We start from the raw sequence: 21,704 nt of genomic DNA, 5'->3' as shown, positions 1-21,704 counted from the left end.
GGCGCGCGGGTGGGTCCCGCGCGCGCCCGGTTTGGGGGGTTCCGGGAACTCTGGCGGCCATCCGTACAGTTAGGTAACCATGGGACGCTCGCAGCGCAGGCGCCCCGAGAAGCCCAATCTCGACCACTGGAGTGTGCGTTGTGGCCACCCGGCCCCCAGTAAGCCTGCCCAAGCTGTCCCGGCGAGCGCGTGTTCTGCTGACGATCGCTGCCGTCATCATCCTCGTGCTGCTACTCGGCGCGCGGTTCCTCGACACCTATGTCGACTGGCTGTGGTTCGGTGAGGTCGACGCTCGCGGCGTCTTCACCACCGTGCTGCTCACGCGGGTCGCGATGTTCTTCGCCACGGGCATACTCGTCGGTGGCCTGCTCGCGCTGAGCCTCTGGATCGCGTACCGGAACCGGCCGGTGTTCGTGCCGGTGACCGGCGCCGACGATCCGCTCGCGCGCTACCGCACAGTGGTCGCGGCCAGGGTGCGGCTCTTCGGCATCGGCATCCCGGTGGTCGCCGGCCTCATCGCCGGAGTGGCGGGCCAGGGCAACTGGGAGATCGTGCAGCTCTTCTTCAACAGCACTCCGTTCGGGCAGACGGACCCGCAGTTCGGCCACGACATCGGCTTCTACGTCTTCCAGCTGCCGTTCTTCGGCTGGCTGCTCGGCTGGCTGTTCGTCGGGATCGTCGTCGCGTTCATCGGTGGTCTGCTCGCGCACTATCTCTTCGGTGGCGTGCGGCTGGCAGGCCGCGGCGGCCAGATCTCCGGTCCCGCGCGCGTGCACCTGTCGGTGCTCATCGGTGTCTTCGTGCTGTTCAAGGCGGCCGAGTACTTCCTCGACCGCTACAACCTGCTGCTGTCCGACCGCAACAGCCTGTTCACCGGCGCGACCTACACCGACCTGAACGCGGTGCTGCCCGCCAAGCTGATCCTGCTGTGCATCTCGGTGTTCTGCGCCGTGGCGTTCTTCGTCGGTGCGTTCCTGCGCAACGTGCAGCTGCCCGCGATCGCGCTCGTGCTGCTGATCCTCTCGGGCATCATCATCGGCGTCGCGTGGCCCGCGGTGCTCGAGCAGTTCTCCGTCCGGCCGAACGCCAACGAGCGCGAGGCCGAATCGATCCAACGCAACATGAACGCGACCCGCTACGCGTACGGGTTGGAGAACGTCAACTACGAGGACTACACGGGTAACTCAGAAGCAGGGCCGGAGGAGGTCAGGGCCGACCAGGGCACCATCCCGAACATCCGGCTGCTCGACCCGAACGTGCTGAGCCCGACCTTCACCCAGCGAGTCGGCCGCGAGAACTTCTACGGCTTCCCGGACAAGCTCGACGTCGATCGCTACACCGTCGACGGTGAGCGGCAGTCCTACATCGTCGCCGCCAAGGAGATCAACACCAGCGGCCTGCGGGAGAACCAGCAGACCTGGATCAACCGCCACCTCGTCTACACCCACGGAAACGGCTTCGTCGCCGCTCCGGCCAACACGATCGACCGGGCGCTCGAGGAAGCCAACAGCGATGGCGGCTACCCGATCGCGCGCACCAGTGACACCCAGAACCCCGACGGTGCCGGGATCACGGTGGACGAGCCGCGGATCTACTACGGCGAGCTCGCCACGGACTACGCGATCGTCGGCGGCCAGGAGGGCGAGGCGCCTGGCGAGTACGACACCGCCAACGACCGCAGCTACCTGTACGAGGGCAACGGCGGAGTCCCGATCGACAACTGGTTCAACAGGCTGGTCTTCGCGGCCGAGCACGGGGAGCGCAACATCCTGTTCTCCGACGCCATCGGCGAGGGCTCGAAGATCATGTACAACCGCGACCCGAGGGAACGCGTCGAGAAGGTCGCGCCGTGGCTCACGGTCGACGGCGACCCGTATCCCGCGGTGATCGACGGCCGCATCAAGTGGATCGTCGATGGCTACACGACGCTGAACAACTACCCCTACGCGCAGCGCACGTCGCTCGGCACGGCGACGGAGGACTCGCTCACCGGCGTCGCGCGGCAGGAGGACAACCAGATCAACTACGTCCGCAACTCGGTGAAGGCGACCGTCGACGCCTTCGACGGCAACGTCACGATGTACGAGGTGGACGACAAGGATCCGGTGCTGGACGCCTGGATGAAGGTCTTCCCGGACATGGTGAAGCCCAAGGCGGAGATCTCCCCGGAGCTGGAGGAGCACTTCCGGTACCCGGAGGACCTGTTCAAGATCCAGCGTGAGCTGCTCACGAAGTACCACGTGCAGAACCCGCAGGAGTTCTACTCGACGCAGACGTTCTGGAACGTCCCGCAGGACCCGACCCAGCCGGGCGGGCTCGACCCGAACTCCGACGCGGCGAAGCAGCCGCCGTACTACGTGCTCGCGCAGTCGCCGGGCCAGACCGAGCCGACGTTCCAGCTGACGAGCGCACTGACTCCGCTGGCGAGGCAGTACCTCGCGGCGTGGGCCACGGTGTCGTCGGACCCGAGGAACTACGGCGAGATCACCGTGCTGCGGCTGCCGACCGGCGGTAACCAGCTCGAAGGTCCCGTCCAGGTCCAGAACGCCTTCCAGAGCAACCCGGCGTTCACGCAGGACCGGACGCTGCTCGGGAACCAGAGTGTCGACATCATCTACGGCAACCTGCTGACCCTGCCGGTGGCCGGTGGGTTCCTCTACGTCGAACCGATCTACATCCAGCAGCGCAACGCACAGAGCTATCCGCAGCTCGCCCGTGTGCTGGTGTCGTTCGGCGGCAAGATCGGGTTCGCCTCGACCCTCAACGGAGCGCTCGACGAGCTCTTCGGCGAGGGCACCGGTGACGCCGCCACCGGGCCGGCCCAGGGAACCCCGGATCAGGGCAACCAGGACCAGGGTGATCAGAACCAGGGCGACCAGAACGGGAACCCGCCCGAGACCGACCAGCAGGGGCAGCCACCTGCCAACGGCGGTGGCAACGACAACAACAACCCGGAACTGGCCCAGGCCGTCGCCGACATCCAGGCGGCGCTCGAGCAGCTCCGGCAGGCGCAGCAGTCCGGTGACTTCGACGCTCAGGGGCAGGCGCTGTCCGAGCTCGACGCCGCCGCGCAGCGCTATCAGGAGCTCGAGAACTCGGGTGGCTGACGTCACCAGCTGACACGTGACACCCGCTTTGCGCCTGGCGGAAACCCAGGCGTAAGGTGGGTGTCACCAACGCGGGGTGGAGCAGTTCGGTAGCTCGCTGGGCTCATAACCCAGAGGTCGCAGGTTCAAATCCTGTCCCCGCTACTGAGGTGGGAGGTCCGTCTCTGCCGGAATAGGCAGAGCGGGCCTCCTTCGCTTTTTCGGGGGTCGAACCCCCGCGCCCCCGCCAGGCGGGCTCCGCCCCCTGGACCCCCGCCGCGGGGCTCCGCCCCGTGGACCCCCCCCGCCTCGGGCTTCGCCCATTGGCTTCATCGCACTTGGCTACGTCACTGTCGGCGCGGCTTTTGGAGTATTCGGGTGCTGCATCCGGGGTAGTGGGGGGTGGGTGTTGAGGGTGGAAATGCGTGGGGTAAGGTTGTTTTCACAACGACGCGGGGTGGAGCAGTTCGGTAGCTCGCTGGGCTCATAACCCAGAGGTCGCAGGTTCAAATCCTGTCCCCGCTACCAGGTGAAAGGGCCCGGATCGGAAACGATCCGGGCCCTTTTCGCTGTCCGGGGTGCGGGCGGTGCGCTCTCTGAATCACGGGTTCCACAGTGGACGGAATTCCGGACCACAGTGGACAGATGCCCGAAAGCGTGGCACGGTAGATGCGTGTCCGATTTGAACGCAACCGCCGCAGCACTGCTTGGACTGCTTCACGATGGCCCCGCCACCGGTGGCGAGCTCGTCGCAGGAGCTGAGGAACGCTTTGGCACGTTCTTCAGCGTGACGAGGAGCCAGGTGTACCGGGAGCTTCCCGCCTTGCACAAGGAAGGCCTCGTGAGGCTCGGCAAGCAGGGTCCCCGATCCAGCCAGCAGTACCTGATCACCGCCGCGGGCAAGAAGGCCTTCAAGGCCTGGGTGACGAGCGACTCCGGTCCCGATCACCTCCGCAGCCCGCTGATCCTGCGCGTCGTGCACGCGAGCGTGCTCACGCCGAAGCAGCGCGCCACGCTCCTCGACTCGGCCAAGGCCGAGTACAGCGCCGAGCTCGACGAGGCCAAGGCCGCCGTCAAGGCGGCGGGCGACCCGGTCGCCAAGGCCGTCGCCGAGTTCGGCCAGGCGCACGCCAGGGCGGCGCTGAAGCTGCTGGACTCCGTCTCCGCGTAAGTCCGCGTCCGGCGATCCCCCCTCGCCGGCCGTACGAGGCCGACGGAAAGCCCGCGCACCCTTTCGGTGCGGGGGCTTTCCCTGTCTCGGCCCCTGCCGTTCATCCCCGCTCGCCGCCGGACGGGACCGGCTACGTGCGGCCGCCGCGAGCAGCCGCACGATTTGCCGTAGCCTTATGGGTTGTGAGTGCAGACTTCGAAACCGTCCTCAAGGAGCTCGGCGGCAAGCTGACCCAGGTCGAGTCCGTCATGGACATCGACTCCCTGCGCAAGGAAGTCGCCGAGCTGGAGGAAGAGGCTGCGCGCCCGAACCTCTGGGACGACCCCGAAGCCGCTCAGAAGGTCACCAGCCAGCTCTCGCACAAGCAGGCGGAGATCCGTAAGGTCACCGAGCTCCGGCAGCGCCTCGACGATCTGGGCGTGCTCTACGAGCTCGCTGAGGCCGAGGGCGACGCCGCGAGCAAGGCCGAGGCCGAGAACGACGTGACCGGCCTGTCGAAGGACGTCGACGCGCTCGAGGTGCGCACGCTGCTCTCCGGCGAGTACGACCAGCGCAACGCCGTCGTCACGATCCGTTCCGAGGCCGGTGGCGTCGACGCCGCGGACTGGGCCGAGATGCTGCTGCGCATGTACCTGCGCTGGGCCGAGCGCCACGGTTACCCGACCGACGTCTACGACATCTCCTACGCCGAAGAGGCGGGCATCCGCTCCGCGACCTTCAAGGTCACCGCGCCCTACGTCTACGGCACGCTCTCGGTCGAGCAGGGCACCCACCGGCTCGTCCGCATCTCGCCGTTCGACAACCAGAGCCGCAGGCAGACCTCCTTCGCTCACGTCGAGGTGCTGCCGGAGGTCGAGGAGGTCGACCACGTCGAGGTGCCCGAAAAGGACATTCGCGTGGACGTGTACCGCTCGTCAGGACCCGGTGGACAGAGCGTGAACACCACCGACTCCGCGGTCCGCATCACCCACCTGCCCACCGGCGTCGTCGTCTCGTGCCAGAACGAGAAGTCGCAGCTGCAGAACAAGGCCGCCGCCATGAAGGTGCTGCAGGCCAAACTGCTGCAGCGGAAGAAGGCCGAGGAGCGTGCCGAACTGGACGCCCTGCGTGACGGCGGCTCCAGCTGGGGCAACCAGATGCGCAACTACGTGCTGCACCCGTATCAGCAGGTGAAGGACGTGCGCACCAGCTTCGAGGTGGGCAATCCGACCGCCGTTCTGGACGGTGAACTCGACGCGTTCCTCGAGGCCGGGATCCGGTGGCGCAAGCAGCAGGAGGCCGACGCGGCCTGAGGTTTGCGGAGGCAACCTGGCCTTAACGGCCGCCCTGAGTAGGATGCGGGACCGTGATCCGGCTCGATTCTGTTTCCAAGGTCTACAAGACTTCGGCGCGCCCCGCACTCGACGGGGTGTCCGTGGACGTGGACAAGGGTGAGTTCGTCTTCCTCATCGGCCCCTCGGGGTCCGGCAAGTCGACGTTCCTCAGGTTGTTGCTGCGTGAGGAGGTTCCCAGCAAGGGCCGCGTGATGGTGTCGAACTTCGACGTCGCCAAGATGGCCCGCCGCAGGGTTCCCCGGCTGCGGCAGACGATGGGCTGTGTCTTCCAGGACTTCCGCCTGCTGGCGAACAAGACGGTCGCAGAGAACGTCGCGTTCGCACTCGAGGTGATCGGCAAGCCCAAACGCACCATCACCAAGGTGGTGCCCGAGGTGCTGGAGCTGGTCGGTCTCGAAGGCAAGGCCGACCGCATGCCCAACGAGCTGTCGGGTGGTGAGCAGCAGCGTGTCGCGATCGCCCGTGCGTTCGTGAACCGGCCGCTGGTGCTGCTGGCCGACGAGCCGACGGGAAACCTGGACCCCGACACCAGCCAGGACATCATGCTGCTGCTGGAGCGGATCAACCGCACCGGCACCACGGTGCTCATGGCAACCCACGACCACTCGATCGTCGACTCCATGCGTCGCCGTGTCGTCGAGCTCCATCTCGGCAAGGTGATCCGTGACGACAAACGAGGCGTCTACGGCGTCGGTCGCTGATCCCCCGCAGCGCCGAGCTCTCCCCCACACCCCCGCCCCGTTAGCCCCCGACCCAAGGAACTGCCCCTCCGATGCGTGCCAGCTTCGTGTTCAGCGAGGTCGTCACCGGTCTACGCCGGAACGTGACGATGACCATCGCGATGATCCTCACCACCGCCATCTCGCTGGGCATGTTCGGTGGTGGCCTGCTCTTCGTCCGCACGATCGACAAGATGCAGGCCAGTTATCTCGACGACGTCGAGGTGACGGTCTATCTGACCGAGGACATCAGCGCCAACGACCAGGACTGCACCGGCGAGCCCTGTGCGTCCATCCGCCAATCCCTCGAGAGCAACCAGGCCGTCGAGTCCGTGGTCTTCGAGGACCGCGCCCAGGCCTACGAGCGCTTCCAGCGCATCTTCGAGGGCCAGCCCGAGCTCGTGGAGCTCGCCAGGCCCGAGGCGCTGCCCGCGTCCCTGCACGTCAAACTGTTCGATCCCGCCCGCAGTGACGTGATCGTGCAGGAGTTCTCGGGACAGGCGGGCGTCGCCAACGTTGACGACCAGAACAAGTTCCTCGACCGCTTCTTCGACCTGCTCAACTCCGGCCGCAACGGCACGTTCATCATCGCGCTCATCGCCGCGCTGGCCGCCGTGCTGCTGATCGCCAACACCATCCAGGTCTCCGCCTACACGCGGCGAACGGAAGTGGGGATCATGCGGTTGGTGGGTGCCACGCGCTGGTACACACAGCTGCCGTTCCTCCTGGAGGCGGTGGTCGCGGGCGCCCTGGGCGCGATCCTCGGCGTCGCGGGGCTGGTGGCGTTGAAGTACGTGGCGCTCGACCGGATCCTCGAGGCGACCGGCGGCGCGATACCCAAGATCGAGCTGTTCGACGTGCTGTTCCCAGTGGCGCCGATCCTGCTCATCACGTCGATGCTGATCTCGGCGGTCACCGGCTACGTGACGTTGCGCCTGTACGTGCGCCACTAGAGCTAGAGTCGAAGGTATGCCCAAGGAAGTCGGCCGCAAGGTGATCGCGTCGAACCGTCGTGCCCGCCACGACTACGCGATCCTCGACACGTACGAGGCGGGCGTGGTGCTCGTCGGTACCGAGGTGAAGAGCCTGCGGGACGGCAAGGCGTCGCTGACCGACGCGTTCGCGACGGTCGACGACGGCGAGATCTTCCTGCGCGGCCTGCACATCGCGGAGTACGCCCAGGGCACGTGGACCAACCACGCGCCCCGGCGTACCCGCAAGCTCCTGCTGCACAGGGGCGAGATCGAGAAGCTCATCGGCAAGACCAAGGACAGCGGCATCAGCCTCGTCCCGTTGTCGATGTACTTCAAGGACGGCAAGGTGAAGGTGGAGCTGGCGCTCGCCAGGGGCAAGAAGGCCTACGACAAGCGCCAGTCGCTCGCCAAGCGCGACGCCGACCGTGAGGTGGCCAAGGCGATGGGCCGCGCCGTGAAGGGCAAGTACCGCCGCTGATGGGACCCGAATCGGACGCCGACGTCGCGGGCTGGGTGCGGGGGCTCGGGCTGGACGGGCTCGTGGACATCCACGTGCACTTCCTGCCCGAGCGGATGCTCACGAAGGTGTGGGCGTACTTCGACGACGCGCTCGCCAACTACGGCATGGAGTGGCCGGTGTTCTACCGGCTTCCCGAGCAGGAGCGGCTCGACGTCCTGCGCTCGTTCGGCGTCCGCCGGTTCGCCCCGCTCGTGTACCCGCACAAGCCCGGCATGGCCGAGTGGCTCAACCAGTGGGTGCTCGACTTCGCCGCCCGTGAGCCCGACGCCGTGCCCACGGCCACCCTGTTCCCGGAGCCAGGTGCCGCGTCTTATGTGGATTCGGCGCTGCGGGCCGGGGTGCGCTGCTTCAAGGCCCACGTGCAGGTGGGCGCGTACGACCCGGGGGACCGGCAGCTGGACGACGCGTGGGCGGCGATCGCCGACGCGGGCGTTCCGGTGGTGATCCACTGTGGACACGGTCCCCGGCGGGGCAAGCACACCGGGCTCGACGTGTTCGGCGAGGTGCTGGCCCGGCATCCGAGGCTGGTGACGGTGCTCGCGCACGCGGGCATGCCCGAGTACGAGCAGGCGCTCGAGCTGGTGGCGAACTACCCGAGGGTCTATCTCGACACCACGATGGTCGGCGTGCCGTTCACGGAGAACTTCATGCCTGCGCCGGCTGACTGGCCCGCCAGACTCGCCGAGGTGCCGGACCGGATCGTGCTGGGCACCGACTTCCCGAACATCCCGTACGACTACGCGACGCAGCTGCGGGCGATCGCGCGGTGGGCCGACGCGGACGAGCGGCTCGGTGAGCCGTTCCTCCGCGCCGTCCTGCACGACACGCCCGCGAAGCTGCTCGGGGTCTAGTTCGGGGACTAGGCCGCCTTCGCGGGTTCGCGCGTCACGGCCTTGCCGCTGAGCACGAACGCACCCGCGACGAGAGCGATCCACAGTTCGGGGCCGTTGGCGAAGCCCTTCGCGGCCAGTCCGAGCAGCCCGCCCGCGGCGAGCAGGCCCGCTGTCACCAGCTGCCAGGCGGGAGCGGTGACCGTGGCCGGGCGGGGTGCGGCCTCGAAGCGGCCGAACAGCCGCAGCAGGCCGACGAGCACGAGTCCGGTGAGGACCAGCCAAGCGGGCAGCGCGGCGAGCCACAGCAGACTGCCCGGCACCGGTGTGGCGTAGTCCAGTGCGAGCACCGTGACCCCGGAGACCACGACGAGTGCGGGCATGTGCCACAGGTAGATGCTCATGAACCGCGGGCCGACCCAGCCGAGCGCGGAGCCGATCGCGGGCCGCTCGGCGAGCCTGGTCAGCGCCCGCTTCGCGGCCAGCGCGAGTCCGATCTGGCCCAGCGCCAGGCTCACCAGGCACACGGTCGGCGGGCTCATGTTCGACACGGGCGCGCCCGGCATGCCGATCATGCTCGCGGCGTAAGGACCGAACGCGACGAGCAGTGCGGTGACGCCGAAGCCCACGGCCGACAGTCCGAGTGCGAGGCGAGGGGAGAGGCGGCCGAGCCTGCCTTCGGCGTAGTAGAAGCCGAGCTGGTGTACCGCGAGCCAGACGAACACGGCGTTGGCGTAGCCGACCAGCGGCACGCCGTCGAAGCGGGCGACGTCGACCGCCGCGGCGGCCACGGACAGCGCCAGCGGGGCCCAGAGGCCGATGCGGCGGTGGGCCGCGGCCATGATCGGGGTCGCCAGGATGGTGAGCAGGTAGACGGCGAGGAACCACAGCAGCTGCGCGGCGATCGAGCCTGCGAGCGCGACGGGCTGCTCCGGCACGCCGAGGTCGCGCAACAGCCTCGGGACCACGAGCCAGACCGCGAACAGCGGCAGCACGGGCAGCAGCAGCCTGCGCAGCCGCCCGGCGAGCCAGTCGCGAGTGGAGCTCGCGCGGCGCAGCGAGATCAGGTTCGCCGCGCCACCCGCGAAGAACACGAGCGGCATCACCTGCGACAGCCACGTGACGGCCCACCAGCCGGGCGTCGTGAGCGCGTTGCCGGTGGTGAGCTCGCCGCCCGAGTAGTCGAGCACCGGCATCGCCCAGTGCTGGACGACCACGCCGAGGATGGCGAGTGCGCGGACGATGTCGAGGAAACGGTCCCTGGCGCGTGGCGGGCTCAACTGGCTCGTGATCATGCGTCAAGCCTGGTCAACCAGGGTCTTTCCCACAGCGGTGCAGACCGGCGTCTTGGTGTTCCGGTTTTCGCCGGTGTGCCGGTGGGGCTCGCCCTACCCTCGCACCAGACGTCAGCGGCCGAGGTAGGTGAGCACCGCGCGCACGCGGCGATGCTCCTCGGAGCTGGCCTCCAGACCGAGCTTGGCGAAGATGTTGCCGATGTGCTTCTCGACGGCGCCGTGCGACACGACGAGACCGGTCGCGATCGCGGTGTTGGACAGGCCCTGCGCCATGAGGCCGAGCACCTCGCTCTCGCGGGCCGTCAGCGAGTCGAGCGGGTTCTTCCTGCCGCGCGCCATGAGCTGCGCGATCACTTCCGGGTCGATGGCGGTGCCGCCGCCGGCGACGCGGCGCACCGCGTCGAGGAACTCGGTGACATCGGCGACCCGCTCCTTGAGCAGGTAGCCGACCCCGCCCGCGCCCGCGGAGAGCAGCTCGACCGCATAGGTCTCCTCGACGTACTGCGAGAGCACCAGCACCGGCAGCCCCGCGATGTTCTCCCTCGCGCGCAACGCGGCCCGCAGCCCCTCGTCGGTGAACGTCGGCGGCATGCGCACGTCGACGATGGCCAGTTCCGGCCGGTGCTGTTCGACGGCGGTCAGCAGTTCGTCGCCGGAACCGACGGCGGCGACGGTGTCGATGCCCTCATCGGCGAGCAGGCGTTGCACCCCAGCCCGCAGCAGAACGGCATCCTCGGCAATGACCACCCGCATCCAAGCTCCCCAGTGGTGAACAACAGCAGCTCACCACGTGCAGGGAAGGTCCGCTCGGATCACCGTGGGACCGCCGGGTGGGCTGACGACGGAGATGACGCCGTCAATCGTGGCAGCCCGGTCCGCGAGGCCCGCAAGGCCACCCCCTGGCCGGATCTGCGCGCCCCCGCGCCCGTTGTCGGTCACCTCGACCACCACGGTCTCGTCGGTCCGCCACACCCGCACTCCCGCCTCGGAGGCGCCCGCGTGCTTGGCGACGTTGGTCAGCGTCTCGCCCACGATGAAGTAGGCGGTGGTCTCGACGGCCGCTGGCGGCCTCGGGTCCACCTCGACGTCCACGTCGACGTGGATCGGGGACTTCGCGGCCTGCGCCGAGAGCGCCGCGTCGAGTCCCCGGTCGGCCAGCACGGCCGGATAGATGCCGCGGGCGAGGTCGCGCAGCTCCGACACCGCGAGCTTGGCGTCGGTGTGGGCTTCGTCGATCAGCGTGCGCAGCGCGACCGGATCGCCCTCGAGCTTCGACTTCGCGCGCCCGAGGCTCATCGCCACCGACACCAGCCGCTGCTGGGCACCGTCGTGCAGGTCGCGTTCGATGCGCCTGCGCTCGGCCTCAGCGGCGTCGACTCCGCGGGCCCTCGACGCCTGCAGCTGCGACGCCTTCTCCTGCAGCCGCCGCGCCTTCGGCGGCCCGAGCAACGACAGGGCCAGCCTGCCGTGCAGGTAGCCGATCCCGGGAACGACCCAGATCGCGATGGGCAGCAGCACGATCGCCACCAGGCCGATCGCGAACTCCAGAATGCCGAGCGGGAAGGCGATCAGCAGGTAGCCGAGGTCTCGCCAGGTGGTCGGGTCGGTGAGCTGGCCGAACCAGCGGCGCAACCAGCCGCCCTCGACCTGCAGTCGCTCGACCGGCGGCATCCGCGTGCCGAGCGCCGAGCGCACCCAGGCACGCTCGACATCGGCGAACCAGCGGGTCAGCCACGTCACGGTGAGCAGGATCGGAATGCCGACCCAGATCACCACGGTGCCGATACCCACCGTGACGAGGACGACCAGCAGGACGAACTGCACCAGTCTCAACGGGAAGCTCGCCACCATGAAGCCGATGGCCTTGAAGGCCTGCGGCCGCGGCTGGCGCGCCTCCGGTCTGGCGTCCGTCATGGGTGGGTCCTCCGTCGCCGAACTGGTCATCATCCTGCCACCGGGCTCATGGTCGCGGTGCCGGGAAAGGACGCATCGGACTCCTCCCGCTCCCTGCCAGGGCCGAGCATGAGCTCCGCGAAGCGGGCGTGTGCGGTGGCGATCCCGCGGCACACCACGGCCGAGACACCTAGCAGCAGCACGCCCAGCGCGGCCCACGGCAGCGCCGACACCACCGAGTCGACGGTGAACCAGCGGACGTCCCAGGCCGGGAAGTAGTAGGCGCCCTCGGGCAGGAATCGGTAGTAGATGGGCAGCGTGGTCAGGCCCAGCGCCGCCGCCCACAGGGTCACTGTGATGACGAACTGCGCGATGCCGATGGGGAACAGCAGCAGGAAGTACGTGACGTCCTTCCAGGTGGCGGAGTCCTTCAGCCGCGCCTTCCACCGCTCCTTCTGGCCCTCCTCCGGCAGCGGCCGGTAGGGCAGGTGGATGTAGGAGTCGAGCAGCGCGTAGATGCGGGCCCGCTCCAACCGCGCCGCGCCGCGCGTGGCCAGGATCGTCACCGCGAGCAGGGGTACTCCGACCCAGATGATCGCCGTCGACACCCCCACCGCCAGCATCGTCACCAGGAAGACGAATCCCACGATGCCGACGGGCAGGTTGAGCAGGAGGTAGGCGACCGAACCGCCGATCGACGGCCTGCGGCCGGACTCGGTGCGTGCCGGGTTCATGACTGACTCCGTTCTCGTGGCTGACGGTATCCAGCCTGGCCCGGTTGACCTGCGGGAACCATCATGCTCACCGGCCGGTCCGGGGTGGGGCTCGCCCTACCCCCCGACGGCGGGATTACCGAGTTGCGCCGGAGCGTTATGCTGATCGGAAAGCAGAACCTGACAAGGGGGTGAACGGTCTCGACTCTGGACGTTGATCCAGGGGAAGCGTGCCGGTGCAGGCAACGACCACCGTATGAGCGTCGTCGCAACTAAAATAAGCGCCAAGACGAACAGTCAGCGCGACTTCGCCCTCGCCGCCTGAGCGAGTGCGAGTCTGTCGGCCCGGGTAAGCCTCCGTCCCGGTCTGCCGGCATCAGCTAGGAGGCTCACCGCCAGCCCCGGCCACGGGAGCTGGTAGGGAAACAAACAGTGGCTGGGCCCGTCACACCGGCTTGTTCGCGTGACCGGTGGGGCCGAGTAGAGGCACAGCGAACTGCGCACGGAGAAGCCCTGGAAAGGCGACAGAGGACCCGGGTTCGATTCCCGGCACCTCCACTCGATGGCCGGCGAGTGCTCGCGGAGAGCGCTCGCCGGTTTTTTCGTGTTCGGTCTTCCTTCTGGGGGCGCAGCCCCCAGACCCCACCCGGGGGGTTCCCCGGACCCCCCGTCGTGGTGGTCGGCTTTCGCTGCTTGGCTTCGGCTCTTGGGCTGATCCTTTAACAACCTTCTGGTTGACAACGTTGTGGGCGCGGTCTAGCTTTGTATTCAACCAGTTGGTTGTTTAAGGAGGCGTGGTGAGTGAGGACCGGCTGTCCAGGGTTTTTTCGGCCCTTGCGGATCCGACCCGGCGCGACATCGTGGCGCGGCTCTCGGTGGGTGACGCGACGGTCGGCCAGCTGGCCGAGCCCTACGGGGTGTCCGTGCAGGCCGTGTCCAAGCACCTGAAGGTGCTGGAGGAGGCAGGGCTCGTGAGTCGCAGCCGCGAGGCCCAGCGCAGGCCCTGCCACCTCGAGGCGGAGGTGTTCGACCTGATGACCAAGTGGATCGAGCGGTACCGCCTGAGGGCGGAGGAGCGGTTCAGCCGCCTGGACACCGTGCTGGCCGAGCTGAACGCCGACGAGAGCACGACGGACCAGGCACAGCAGTCAGAGCAGTCACATCAGCGACGAGGAGCAGCATCATGAACGCGACCACCAAGTACGAGACCAAGATCGAAGCCGACCCCAGCCTGCCGACCGTGACGATCACGCGGGACTTCGACGCCACGCCGGACAAGGTGTTCCGCGCCTGGATCGAGCCCGAGCTGGTCTCGCGCTGGCTCGGCCCGAAGGACCTCGAGATGCGCATCGACACCTGGGACGGCCGCACCGGCGGTGCCTACCGCTACCGGGCGGTGCGCGACGGCGAGCAGATCGCGTCGTTCTACGGGTCCTTCCACGAGGTCCGGCCCTCCAGCAGGCTCGTGCAGACCTTCACGTTCGACGGCGCGCCCGACGGCGTCAGCCTCGAGACCGTCACCTTCGAGGACCTCGGCGACGGCCGGACCCGCGTGGTGGCCCTGTCGGTGGTCGAGTCGCTCGAGATCCGCGACATGATCCTGGCCAGCGGCATGGACACCGGCGTCGTGGAGGGCTACGAGCAGCTCGACCAGCTCCTCGCCGGGGACTGATGCCGGGAACTGATCAGGCCTGCCTGCCGCCGATGCGCGAGGTCAGCTCGTCGGCGGCACGGCGCACCTGATCCGCGAGCTCGGGCCAGGTCTGCTCGCAGCCGTCGCACACGTGGCGGAACGTGACGCTGATCGAGGCCATCGGCCTGCCGCCGTGGTCGAACACGGGGTGGGCCACCGACGCGAAGCCCTCGGTGACGTGCCCGTCCTCGACGGCCCAGCCCAGCCTGCGCTGCGCGGTCAGCGCCCGCCGCAGCGACGCCAGGTCGCGGGGACCTCGGCCGGTGCGGTTCACGAACGCCGACGCTGCCGGGAACAGTGCGCGGACGTGCGCGTGCGGCAGGTGCGCGAGCATCGCCCTTCCCGACGCCGTAAGGTGTGCCGGCAGCCGCACCCCGACGTCGGTCACGAGCGTCTCCGGGCGTGCCGGCCGTTCCTTGACCAGGTACAGCAGCTCGTTGCCGTGCAGTACGCCGAGGTGGGCGTTGTGGCCGGCCTGGTCGACGAGCCTGCGCAGGATCGGGCCGGCCAGCCGTTCGAGCGGGTCGTGGCGCAGGTACGCCGAACCCAGCTCGAACGCGGCGATGCCGAGTCCGTAGCGTCGTTCGGCCGGCAGATGCACCACGAATCCGGCGGCCTCCAGCTCCGCGAGCAGGTGGTACGTCGTGGAGCGCGGCAGCTCGAGATCGCGGGCGAGCGCCGCCGCCGAGACCGGGCCCGCGTGCCGCGCGAGCGCACCCAGCAGCGAGAGACCTCGCCGCAACGCGGGGACGTTGCCGCCGTTCATGGACCCTCCTGTCTGGAATCCGAGACACAACCCGGGTAGCGCCGATGATGCGCCAGGCCCCGCGAGGAGTGGAATAGGGGGTATGCCGGACCAGGTACTGCTCACAGGTGCGCCACTGCGCAGGGACCAGGTGCTCACGGTCGTCCGCGAGCACACGCCCGTGGCTCTAGACGCACTCGCCGAGAAGCGGCTCGCCGAGGGCAGGCGTCATGTCGACGCGCTCGCCGGGGCCACGGAGCCCGCCTACGGAATCTCCACCGGGTTCGGCGCGCTCGCCGTGCGCCACATCCCGCCCGAGCGGAGGGTGGACCTGCAGCGCTCGCTGATCCGGTCGCACGCGGCCGGAGCGGGACCCGCCGTGGAGCGCGAGGTCGTGCGTGCGCTGATGCTGTTGCGGCTGCGCACGCTCACCACCGGGCACACGGGGGTGCGGCCGGTGGTGGCGAGCACGCTCGCGGCGTTGCTCAACGCGGGTATCACGCCCGTGGTGCACGAGTACGGCTCGCTCGGCTGCTCCGGAGACCTCGCGCCGCTGTCGGCCGTCGCGCTCGCGCTGATGGGCGAGGGCGACGTGCACGACTGCGAGGGCAGGTCGCTGCCTGCCGCCGAGGCGCTGCGCCACGCGGGCGTCGAGCCGGTGACCCTGGCGGAGAAGGAAGGGCTCGCGCTCACCAACGGCACCGACGGCATGCTGGGCATGCTCGTGCTCGCCGCAGAGGACCTGGGCAGGCTGCTCGACATCGCCGACCTCACCGCGGCGATGAGCGTGGAGGCGCTGCTCGGCACCGACCGCGTGTTCGCCGACGACCTGCAGGCGTTGCGGCCGCACCCTGGGCAGGCCCGCTCGGCGCGGAACATGCGCGAGGCGCTGGCCGACTCCGAGATCGTGGCGAGCCACCGCGGCCCCGACTGCCCGCGCGTGCAGGACGCGTACTCGCTGCGCTGCACACCGCAGGTGCACGGCGCGGCGCGCGACACGCTCGCCCACGCCGAGACCGTCGCCGACCGCGAGCTCGCGTCCGTGGTGGACAACCCCGTCGTGCTCGCCGACGGGCGCGTGGAGTCCAACGGCAACTTCCACGGCGCGCCGCTGGGCTACGTGCTGGACTTCCTCGCCATCGGCCTCGCCGACGTCGCGAGCATCGCCGAGCGGCGCACCGACCGGATGCTCGACGTCGCGCGCTCGCACGGGCTGCCCGCGTTCCTCGCGGCCGACCCCGGCGTCGACTCCGGGCACATGATCGCCCAGTACACGCAGGCCGCGATCGTCAGCGAGCTGAAGCGGCTGGCGGTGCCCGCGTCGGTGGACTCGATCCCGAGCAGCGCGATGCAAGAGGACCACGTGTCGATGGGGTGGTCGGCCGCGCGCAAGCTCCGGCGCGGCATCGACGGACTCACCACGGTGCTGGCTGTGGAGCTGCTCACCGCGGCGAGGGCGCTCGACCTGCGGGCTCCGCTGCGGCCCGCGCCGGTGACCGCCGCGGCGAGGGATCTGCTGCGGCAGCGGGTCGGCGGGCCGGGCCCCGACCGGCATCTGGCACCGGAGATCGCCGCCGCGCAGGACCTGGTCGCGTCGGAGGAGCTGCTGCGTGCCATTCGCTAGTCGCGGTTCTCGACCCTCTGCCGAGCAGGCGCGGGCGGTCTAGGTGAGCAGGGCGTCCCGGATCGGGCCGAGGTCGTCCAGCAGACCCAGGTCGCTCGCCTCGTCGGCCGCCGTGGCGCGGACCTCAGCGGGCAGCGCCGCCGCGACGAGCGCGAGCCTCTCGTGCGTGTCGGCGTCGAGGCGCACCAGCAGGTCGAACAGGGCGTGGAAGAGGTCGTGCTCGAACGCCGCGGTCACGATGCCGGCGTGGCGCTCGTCGGGCAGCGTTCCGAAGAGGACACCGGCCCTGCCCTTGTCCTCCAACAGGAACGCGACCCGCAGCAGCGCGACGTCGTCGAGCACCGAGAGTCCCGTCGCGGCGATCTCGTCGGGCACCTGACCGACGAACCGGCCCAGGGTGATCCAGTCCTCGCGTACGCGCAGCACCGCGCTGACCTCGGTGACCGTGGCGGCCGGCAGCTTCGTGATGATGTGCGCCGCGCGCCGAGGGTCCAGTTCGGCGGCGACGTCGGCGAGGAACCCCGTCGAGAGCCTGCTCGCGATCTCGACGCCCCTGCCCGCGTCGACGATCCCGGCCATGCGCGCGCTGAGCAGCGGCCCGAAGGCCTTCTCGGCGATGCTCGCCAGCGGGCCCGCCGGGAGCAGCTTGCTGGCGGTGGCCATGCGGCGCAGTGCGCCGAGATTGGCGTCGAACAGCGTGTCGGTGGCCTGCTCGCGCAGCCTCCTGATGTCGGCGGAGGCGACATCGTGCAGGTAGGTGAGGCTCTGTGGCTCCACGCCGAGCACGCGGGCCAGCTTGAGGACCTCGGCTCGCGCTTCGAGCCGGTCGAGCGCATCGCTCACAGGCCTGCCGCCTTGCGGACGGCGCCGCGGAGCAGGAACGGCACGTGCGAGAGCGACTCCTCGGCAGCGGAGCTCAGTGCCGCGGCCTGCCGTCGCCTGGCCTGCCGCAACGCGTCGCCGAGTGCCTCCTTGTGCTCCTCGGCGAGCGCCTCGATGCCCGGGGGAAGTGGACTCCCGAGCTGCTCGGCGAGGGTGCGCTTCGAGCGGGCCATAGTCGGTCATGATGCCTCACCTCGCCGGCCGGGGCACCCGACGATCGAGGCTTCCACGATCAAGGCCGTGACCCCTTGACTTTCGGCAGTGCAGCCGGCTCGGGGGGCCTTGTAGCGTTCGCGAGGTGAAAGCTAGGGGGCGGCGCAGGGCGGCGGTACTGCTCGATGTCGCGATCTGGCTCGCGGTGTGCGCGCTGTGCGTGGAGGAGACGCGGGACAACGCGGCGCCGTGGGAACTGATCGGCGGGCTGGTGAGTGCCACGGTCGCGATGGCCACCGCACGGCGCCTGCCGGTCGTGTCGCTGACGGCGGCGTCGCTGTCGGGCATCGCGGTGCTGTTCGACTACTCCGGCCGGTTCCCGATCTGGCCCGTGCTGCTCATGATGGCTGCCGGGTACTTCGCGGGCAGACGGATGCCGACGGTTCGGCCCGCGCTGTTCGTGTTCTCCGGGGTGGCGCTGGCCGGGGTCCCGGTCTCGCTGGTGGTGACCGACGACGGCGTGCTCAGCTGGCCGACGCTGCCGCTGACGTTGCTCTTCGCCGGGTTCGTGCCGTGGCACCTCGGCCGGTACGTGCGGCTGCGCGAGGACCTGGTGAGCACCGGCTGGGACCGGGCCGAGCAGCTGGAGGCCCAGCAGCGCAGCACCGCCGAGCAGGCCAGGCTCAGGGAACGCGCGCGGATCGCCAGCGACATGCACGACTCGCTCGGTCACGAGCTGAGCCTGATCGCGTTGCGTGCGGGGGCGCTGGAACTGGCACCCGAGCTGGCGCAGCGGCATCGCGCGGCGGCGGGAGAGCTGCGCGAGAGCGCCGGGATCGCCACCGAACGCCTGCGCGAGATCATCGGCGTGCTGCGCGAGGACGCGCCACCGGTCGATCCCGTCGGCGGTTCGCTCACCGATCTCGTGGAGCGCACGAGGGCGTCGGGGCTGGTGGTGGAGGCCCTCGTCGACGACGGCGCCGCGCCGCCGATGGTGGAGCGCGCCGCCTACCGCGTGGTGCAGGAGTCGCTGACCAACGCGGCCAAGCACGCGCCCGGCGCCGCGGTGACTGTGCGGGTGCGACGCGGTCAGGACGAAACGCTCGTCACCGTCCACAACGGAGCTCCGGACGGTGAGCCCGAGCCCGCCGCGTCGGGCCAGCGCGGGCTCGCCGGGCTGCGCGAGCGCGTTCGGCTGCTCGGTGGCACGTTGCGCGCCGAGCGTTCCGACGACGGTTTCGAGGTCGCCGCGCGGCTGCCGCACCACGCTGAACCCGGGTCGCGGGAGCCGGCCGACGGTGCCTCCGAGTCGGCCCGCCAGCTCGCCCACGCCCGCCGTCAGGTGCGGCGGACGCTCGTGGGCGCCGTGGTGATCCCCGCGGCCGCGGTGTTCGTGCTCGTGGCCGTGAGCGCCGTCTACTACGTCTTCAACATCATCGCCTCGACGCTCGACGCGGAGGACTACGAACGACTGCACCTGGGCCAGTCGCGGGCGGACATCGAACTCGTGCTGCCGAACCAGGAGCGGCTCGAGCCGCCCGAGGCCGTCGAGCCGTCCGGCGCGGTGTGCGAGTACTACGGCACCGACGGCGGAGTGCTCGGCTGGAGCGGCGACGCCTACCAGCTGTGCTTCGCCGACGCGAGGCTCGTGTCGAAGGAACGGATCTTCCACGCGGAGGGGGACGAGACGTGATCAGGGTGCTGCTCGCCGACGACGAGGCGATGGTGCGGGCCGGGGTGGCCGCCATCCTCGCGGCCGACGAGGGGATCGAGGTGGTGGCCGAGGCCGCCGACGGGCACGAAGCCGTCGAACAGGTGCGCCTGAGCAGGCCCGACGTCGCGCTGCTGGACATCCGCATGCCCCGGCTCGACGGGCTCGCGGCGGCGAGGGAGATTCGCGCCGTGCGCCCCGAGACGGCGGTGGTGATGCTGACGACGTTCGGCGAGGACTCCTACATCGGCACCGCGCTGGGCGAGGGCGCGAGCGGGTTCCTGCTGAAGTCGGGCGACCCGCGCGAGCTGATCACGGGTGTGCGCGCCGTCGCCGACGGGGCGGCGTTCCTGTCGCCGAAAGTCGCCAAACGCGTGCTCTCGCAGTTCTCCGGTGGCGGGCAGCTCTCCCGCGGTGCGCAGGCCCGCGACCGCATCGCCGGGCTCACCGAGCGCGAGCGGGAGGTGCTCGCGCTCGTCGGGGCCGGACTGTCCAATGCCGACATCGCGAAGCGCATCCACGTCGTGGAGGGCACCGTGAAGGCCTACGTCAGCACGATCCTGAGCAGGCTCGGCGCCCGCAACCGCGTGCAGGCGGCGATCACGGCCTACGAAGCGGGCCTGGTGTGATCGCCGCCTGACGAGCTCTAGGCGTCGCGCCGCCGCAGCAGCGCGTCGCCGACGGCGAGCGCCACCGCGGTCCACGCCACCAGCACCGCGAACCCGACGAACTCGGAGTAGGGCACCGGCGCACCGGTCAGCAGGCTCGGCGCGCCCTCACCGAGCATGACGTTGGTGCCCGCGACGCCGGGCAGGTAGTCCACGATCGCCATGAGCCCCATGCCACCGGCCAGTACCGGTGCCACGAGCAGCAGCAGGAACGTGACCGTCAGCGCGCCCGCCACGCTGCGCAGCGCCGCCGCGATCCCCACGGTCAGCATCCCGAGCAGCGCGCAGTAGCCGCCCACCGCGAGCGCCGTGCGCAGTACCTCGCCACCCGAGACGTCCGGTGCCCGTTCTGGCTGCAGCGGCACGATCACCGCGACCGCCGCGGCCGCCAGCACCGTCCCGAGCGCGAACAACGTCGGCGCGAGCACCGCGCACTTCGCCGCCGGCACCCGCCTGCGCACCGGGACCCACTGCAGCGTCGAGCGGATGCTGCCCGTGGAGTACTCGCCCGCCATCGTCAGCGTCGCCAGCGCCAGCACCACGAACTGCACCAGGTAGAACACGCCCTCGACCGCGATCGCGGTGGCCGACGAGTCCGCCGACTCCGAGATCGCCGTGAGCGCCGACTGCCCCAGCATCAGCGCCGCCGCACTGCCGAGGCACCACCACGTGGAGCGCACCGACCACAGCTTCGTCCATTCCGCCCGTGTCGCGGCCATCCTCAGACTCCCACCGATTCCGCGGCGCCGTACTCCACGGTGCCTGCCGTCAGTTCCAGATACGCCTGCTCGAGCGAGGCCGAGCGGGTCGTCAGCCCGTGCAGCCGCAACCCCAGCGCGTGTGCGGCATCGCCCACGCGCTCCGCGGACATCCCGTGCACCACGAGCTCGCCGTCGGCGGGCAGCTCCACCTCCGCGCCCCGCTCGCCGAGCCGGTCGGCCAGCACCCGCCGGTCGCCCGCGGCGGGCAGCCGGACGTGCACCGTGGACGTGCCGTGGCCGGCGATGAACTCGTCCAGCGCGGCGTCGGCGAGCAGCCTGCCCTTGCCGATCACCACGAGCCGGTCGGCGCTGAGCTGCAGCTCGCTCATCAGGTGACTCGACACGAGCACGGTCCGGCCCTCGGCGGCCAGCGAGCGCAGCAACTGGCGGATCCACAGCACGCCGTCGGGATCGAGTCCGTTCACCGGCTCGTCGAACATCAGCACACCCGGATCGCCGAGCAGCGCGCCCGCGATCCCCAGCCGCTGCGACATGCCCAGCGAGAACGTGCCCGTGCGCCTGCGCGCCGCCTCCGCGAGCCCGACCCGTTCCAGCACCTCGCCCACCCTGGCGGGGTCGACGTCGTTGCTGTGCGCCATCGCCAGCAGGTTCTTCTCCGCGGTCCGGCCGGGGTGCAGCGCCTTGGCGTCCAGTAGCGCGCCCACCTCGCGCAGTGGATGCCGCAGGCTCGCGTAGGTGCGTCCGCCGACCAGCGCCTGGCCTGACGTCGGATGGTCGAGGCCGAGCACCATGCGCATCGTCGTGGACTTGCCGGCCCCGTTGGGCCCGAGAAAGCCCGTCACCGTGCCCGGTTCGACGTCGAACGTCAGGTCGTCGACCACCGTCTTGTCGCCGTAGCGTTTCGTCAGCGCGCGCAGCGTGATCATGTTCTCCTCCAGGTCCTTGTGCAGGTCACGAAGGTAGGAGCGGGC

The 21,704-nt window shown here is 69.9% G+C and carries 21 protein-coding genes, 2 tRNA genes and 1 other RNA gene; 15 read left to right on the top strand and 9 right to left on the bottom strand.

Annotated features, from left to right (window positions below; all coding sequences use genetic code 11):
* Nucleotides 1-140: 140 nt before the first annotated feature.
* From JHE00_RS33440 to JHE00_RS33400, 9 genes are all read left to right on the top strand, one after another.
* Nucleotides 141-3,107 (top strand): UPF0182 family protein, encoded by a 2,967-nt coding sequence (locus tag JHE00_RS33440; protein ID WP_200326052.1) that lies wholly within the window; start codon nucleotides 141-143, stop codon nucleotides 3,105-3,107.
* A gap of 70 nt (nucleotides 3,108-3,177) precedes the next feature.
* A tRNA-Met gene (locus JHE00_RS33435) sits at nucleotides 3,178-3,251 on the top strand.
* Between the two features lie 286 nt (nucleotides 3,252-3,537).
* Nucleotides 3,538-3,614 (top strand) — tRNA-Met (locus JHE00_RS33430).
* Between the two features lie 145 nt (nucleotides 3,615-3,759).
* A complete protein-coding gene (locus JHE00_RS33425; RefSeq protein WP_200326050.1) occupies nucleotides 3,760-4,257 on the top strand; it encodes a PadR family transcriptional regulator in 498 nt (165 codons plus the stop codon).
* A gap of 182 nt (nucleotides 4,258-4,439) precedes the next feature.
* The gene (gene prfB, locus JHE00_RS33420; RefSeq protein WP_200326048.1) at nucleotides 4,440-5,549 is read left to right on the top strand and encodes a peptide chain release factor 2; all 1,110 of its coding nucleotides are present in this window, start codon (nucleotides 4,440-4,442) and stop codon (nucleotides 5,547-5,549) included.
* Nucleotides 5,550-5,602: 53 nt separating this feature from the next.
* Complete coding sequence (ftsE, locus tag JHE00_RS33415) at nucleotides 5,603-6,292, top strand: cell division ATP-binding protein FtsE (protein WP_200326046.1); 690 nt, start codon at nucleotides 5,603-5,605, stop codon at nucleotides 6,290-6,292.
* A 71-nt stretch (nucleotides 6,293-6,363) separates the two neighbouring features.
* Nucleotides 6,364-7,263, top strand: a complete 900-nt coding sequence (gene ftsX, locus JHE00_RS33410; protein WP_200326044.1) for a permease-like cell division protein FtsX — start codon at nucleotides 6,364-6,366, stop codon at nucleotides 7,261-7,263.
* Between the two features lie 16 nt (nucleotides 7,264-7,279).
* On the top strand, nucleotides 7,280-7,762 hold the full coding sequence (gene smpB / locus JHE00_RS33405) for an SsrA-binding protein SmpB (protein ID WP_200326042.1): 483 nt from the start codon (nucleotides 7,280-7,282) through the stop codon (nucleotides 7,760-7,762).
* Nucleotides 7,762-8,655, top strand: coding sequence for an amidohydrolase family protein (locus tag JHE00_RS33400; RefSeq protein ID WP_200326034.1), 894 nt, complete (start codon nucleotides 7,762-7,764; stop codon nucleotides 8,653-8,655). The genes smpB and JHE00_RS33400 overlap by 1 nt, the downstream gene beginning before the upstream one ends.
* Before the next feature lie 8 nt (nucleotides 8,656-8,663).
* Here JHE00_RS33400 and JHE00_RS33395 read toward each other — a convergent pair whose 3' ends face one another.
* The 4 genes from JHE00_RS33395 to JHE00_RS33380 form a co-directional block, all read right to left on the bottom strand.
* Nucleotides 8,664-9,929, bottom strand: coding sequence for an acyltransferase family protein (locus tag JHE00_RS33395; protein ID WP_200326031.1), 1,266 nt, complete (start codon nucleotides 9,927-9,929; stop codon nucleotides 8,664-8,666).
* A 111-nt stretch (nucleotides 9,930-10,040) separates the two neighbouring features.
* Complete coding sequence (locus tag JHE00_RS33390) at nucleotides 10,041-10,682, bottom strand: response regulator transcription factor (protein WP_200326028.1); 642 nt, start codon at nucleotides 10,680-10,682, stop codon at nucleotides 10,041-10,043.
* 30 nt (nucleotides 10,683-10,712) lie between these two features.
* Nucleotides 10,713-11,843 carry a sensor histidine kinase gene (locus JHE00_RS33385; RefSeq protein ID WP_200326026.1) on the bottom strand — a complete coding sequence of 377 codons (1,131 nt, stop codon included), beginning with the start codon at nucleotides 11,841-11,843 and terminating at the stop codon, nucleotides 10,713-10,715.
* 29 nt (nucleotides 11,844-11,872) lie between these two features.
* Complete coding sequence (locus JHE00_RS33380; RefSeq protein WP_200326010.1) at nucleotides 11,873-12,556, bottom strand: sensor domain-containing protein; 684 nt, start codon at nucleotides 12,554-12,556, stop codon at nucleotides 11,873-11,875.
* A 166-nt stretch (nucleotides 12,557-12,722) separates the two neighbouring features.
* Here JHE00_RS33380 and ssrA point away from each other — a divergent pair.
* The 3 genes from ssrA (at nucleotide 12,723) to JHE00_RS33365 (ending at nucleotide 14,207) form a co-directional block, all read left to right on the top strand.
* Nucleotides 12,723-13,096, top strand: a transfer-messenger RNA (tmRNA) gene (gene ssrA, locus JHE00_RS33375).
* A gap of 236 nt (nucleotides 13,097-13,332) precedes the next feature.
* Nucleotides 13,333-13,722 carry an ArsR/SmtB family transcription factor gene (locus JHE00_RS33370; RefSeq protein ID WP_200326008.1) on the top strand — a complete coding sequence of 130 codons (390 nt, stop codon included), beginning with the start codon at nucleotides 13,333-13,335 and terminating at the stop codon, nucleotides 13,720-13,722.
* Nucleotides 13,719-14,207, top strand: coding sequence for an SRPBCC family protein (locus tag JHE00_RS33365; RefSeq protein ID WP_200326006.1), 489 nt, complete (start codon nucleotides 13,719-13,721; stop codon nucleotides 14,205-14,207). Before JHE00_RS33370 ends, JHE00_RS33365 begins: the two co-directional genes overlap by 4 nt.
* A gap of 13 nt (nucleotides 14,208-14,220) precedes the next feature.
* Here JHE00_RS33365 and JHE00_RS33360 read toward each other — a convergent pair whose 3' ends face one another.
* Nucleotides 14,221-14,994 (bottom strand): IclR family transcriptional regulator, encoded by a 774-nt coding sequence (locus tag JHE00_RS33360; RefSeq protein ID WP_200326004.1) that lies wholly within the window; start codon nucleotides 14,992-14,994, stop codon nucleotides 14,221-14,223.
* 82 nt (nucleotides 14,995-15,076) lie between these two features.
* Between JHE00_RS33360 and hutH the strand changes: the two genes are divergently transcribed.
* Nucleotides 15,077-16,597, top strand: coding sequence for a histidine ammonia-lyase (hutH, locus tag JHE00_RS33355; protein ID WP_200326002.1), 1,521 nt, complete (start codon nucleotides 15,077-15,079; stop codon nucleotides 16,595-16,597).
* A 39-nt stretch (nucleotides 16,598-16,636) separates the two neighbouring features.
* Here the strand turns inward: hutH and JHE00_RS33350 are convergent, their stop codons facing one another.
* Together JHE00_RS33350 and JHE00_RS33345 are read right to left on the bottom strand one after the other, a co-directional pair.
* Nucleotides 16,637-17,440 (bottom strand): hypothetical protein, encoded by an 804-nt coding sequence (locus JHE00_RS33350; protein WP_200326000.1) that lies wholly within the window; start codon nucleotides 17,438-17,440, stop codon nucleotides 16,637-16,639.
* Entirely contained in the window at nucleotides 17,437-17,652 is a 216-nt protein-coding gene (locus JHE00_RS33345; RefSeq protein WP_200325998.1) for a hypothetical protein, read from the bottom strand. The genes JHE00_RS33350 and JHE00_RS33345 overlap by 4 nt, the downstream gene beginning before the upstream one ends.
* A 125-nt stretch (nucleotides 17,653-17,777) precedes the next feature.
* On the opposite strand from JHE00_RS33345, the gene JHE00_RS33340 reads away from it, so the two are divergent.
* Entirely contained in the window at nucleotides 17,778-19,325 is a 1,548-nt protein-coding gene (locus JHE00_RS33340) for a sensor histidine kinase (RefSeq protein ID WP_200325996.1), read from the top strand.
* Nucleotides 19,322-19,972 carry a response regulator gene (locus JHE00_RS33335; protein ID WP_200325994.1) on the top strand — a complete coding sequence of 217 codons (651 nt, stop codon included), beginning with the start codon at nucleotides 19,322-19,324 and terminating at the stop codon, nucleotides 19,970-19,972. Before JHE00_RS33340 ends, JHE00_RS33335 begins: the two co-directional genes overlap by 4 nt.
* Nucleotides 19,973-19,989: 17 nt before the next feature.
* On the opposite strand, the gene JHE00_RS33330 is transcribed toward JHE00_RS33335, so the two are convergent.
* The gene (locus JHE00_RS33330) at nucleotides 19,990-20,730 is read right to left on the bottom strand and encodes an ABC transporter permease (RefSeq protein WP_200325992.1); all 741 of its coding nucleotides are present in this window, start codon (nucleotides 20,728-20,730) and stop codon (nucleotides 19,990-19,992) included.
* Nucleotides 20,731-20,732: 2 nt separating this feature from the next.
* Nucleotides 20,733-21,659: an ATP-binding cassette domain-containing protein gene (locus tag JHE00_RS33325; RefSeq protein ID WP_200326084.1), complete on the bottom strand. Its 927-nt coding sequence runs from the start codon at nucleotides 21,657-21,659 to the stop codon at nucleotides 20,733-20,735.
* Nucleotides 21,660-21,704: the final 45 nt, after the last annotated feature.

It is taken from the genome of Prauserella cavernicola (genome assembly GCF_016595675.1).
Lineage (GTDB): Bacteria > Actinomycetota > Actinomycetes > Mycobacteriales > Pseudonocardiaceae > Prauserella_A > Prauserella_A cavernicola.
Note: the sequence above shows the minus strand (reverse complement) of the source record. Positions and strands in the feature narration are given on the sequence as shown.

Bases quoted from the DNA above. Each gene is read 5' to 3' on its own strand.
- ftsX (WP_200326044.1), top strand. From the start codon at position 6,364: ATGCGTGCCAGCTTCGTGTTCAGCGAGGTCGTCACCGGTCTACGCCGG.
- smpB (WP_200326042.1), top strand. From the start codon at position 7,280: ATGCCCAAGGAAGTCGGCCGCAAGGTGATCGCGTCGAACCGTCGTGCC.
- JHE00_RS33400 (WP_200326034.1), top strand. From the start codon at position 7,762: ATGGGACCCGAATCGGACGCCGACGTCGCGGGCTGGGTGCGGGGGCTC.
- JHE00_RS33395 (WP_200326031.1), bottom strand. From the start codon at position 9,929: ATGATCACGAGCCAGTTGAGCCCGCCACGCGCCAGGGACCGTTTCCTC.
- JHE00_RS33390 (WP_200326028.1), bottom strand. From the start codon at position 10,682: ATGCGGGTGGTCATTGCCGAGGATGCCGTTCTGCTGCGGGCTGGGGTG.
- JHE00_RS33385 (WP_200326026.1), bottom strand. From the start codon at position 11,843: ATGACGGACGCCAGACCGGAGGCGCGCCAGCCGCGGCCGCAGGCCTTC.
- JHE00_RS33380 (WP_200326010.1), bottom strand. From the start codon at position 12,556: ATGAACCCGGCACGCACCGAGTCCGGCCGCAGGCCGTCGATCGGCGGT.
- JHE00_RS33365 (WP_200326006.1), top strand. From the start codon at position 13,719: ATGAACGCGACCACCAAGTACGAGACCAAGATCGAAGCCGACCCCAGC.
- JHE00_RS33360 (WP_200326004.1), bottom strand. From the start codon at position 14,994: ATGAACGGCGGCAACGTCCCCGCGTTGCGGCGAGGTCTCTCGCTGCTG.
- hutH (WP_200326002.1), top strand. From the start codon at position 15,077: ATGCCGGACCAGGTACTGCTCACAGGTGCGCCACTGCGCAGGGACCAG.
- JHE00_RS33345 (WP_200325998.1), bottom strand. From the start codon at position 17,652: ATGGCCCGCTCGAAGCGCACCCTCGCCGAGCAGCTCGGGAGTCCACTT.
- JHE00_RS33330 (WP_200325992.1), bottom strand. From the start codon at position 20,730: ATGGCCGCGACACGGGCGGAATGGACGAAGCTGTGGTCGGTGCGCTCC.
- JHE00_RS33325 (WP_200326084.1), bottom strand. From the start codon at position 21,659: ATGATCACGCTGCGCGCGCTGACGAAACGCTACGGCGACAAGACGGTG.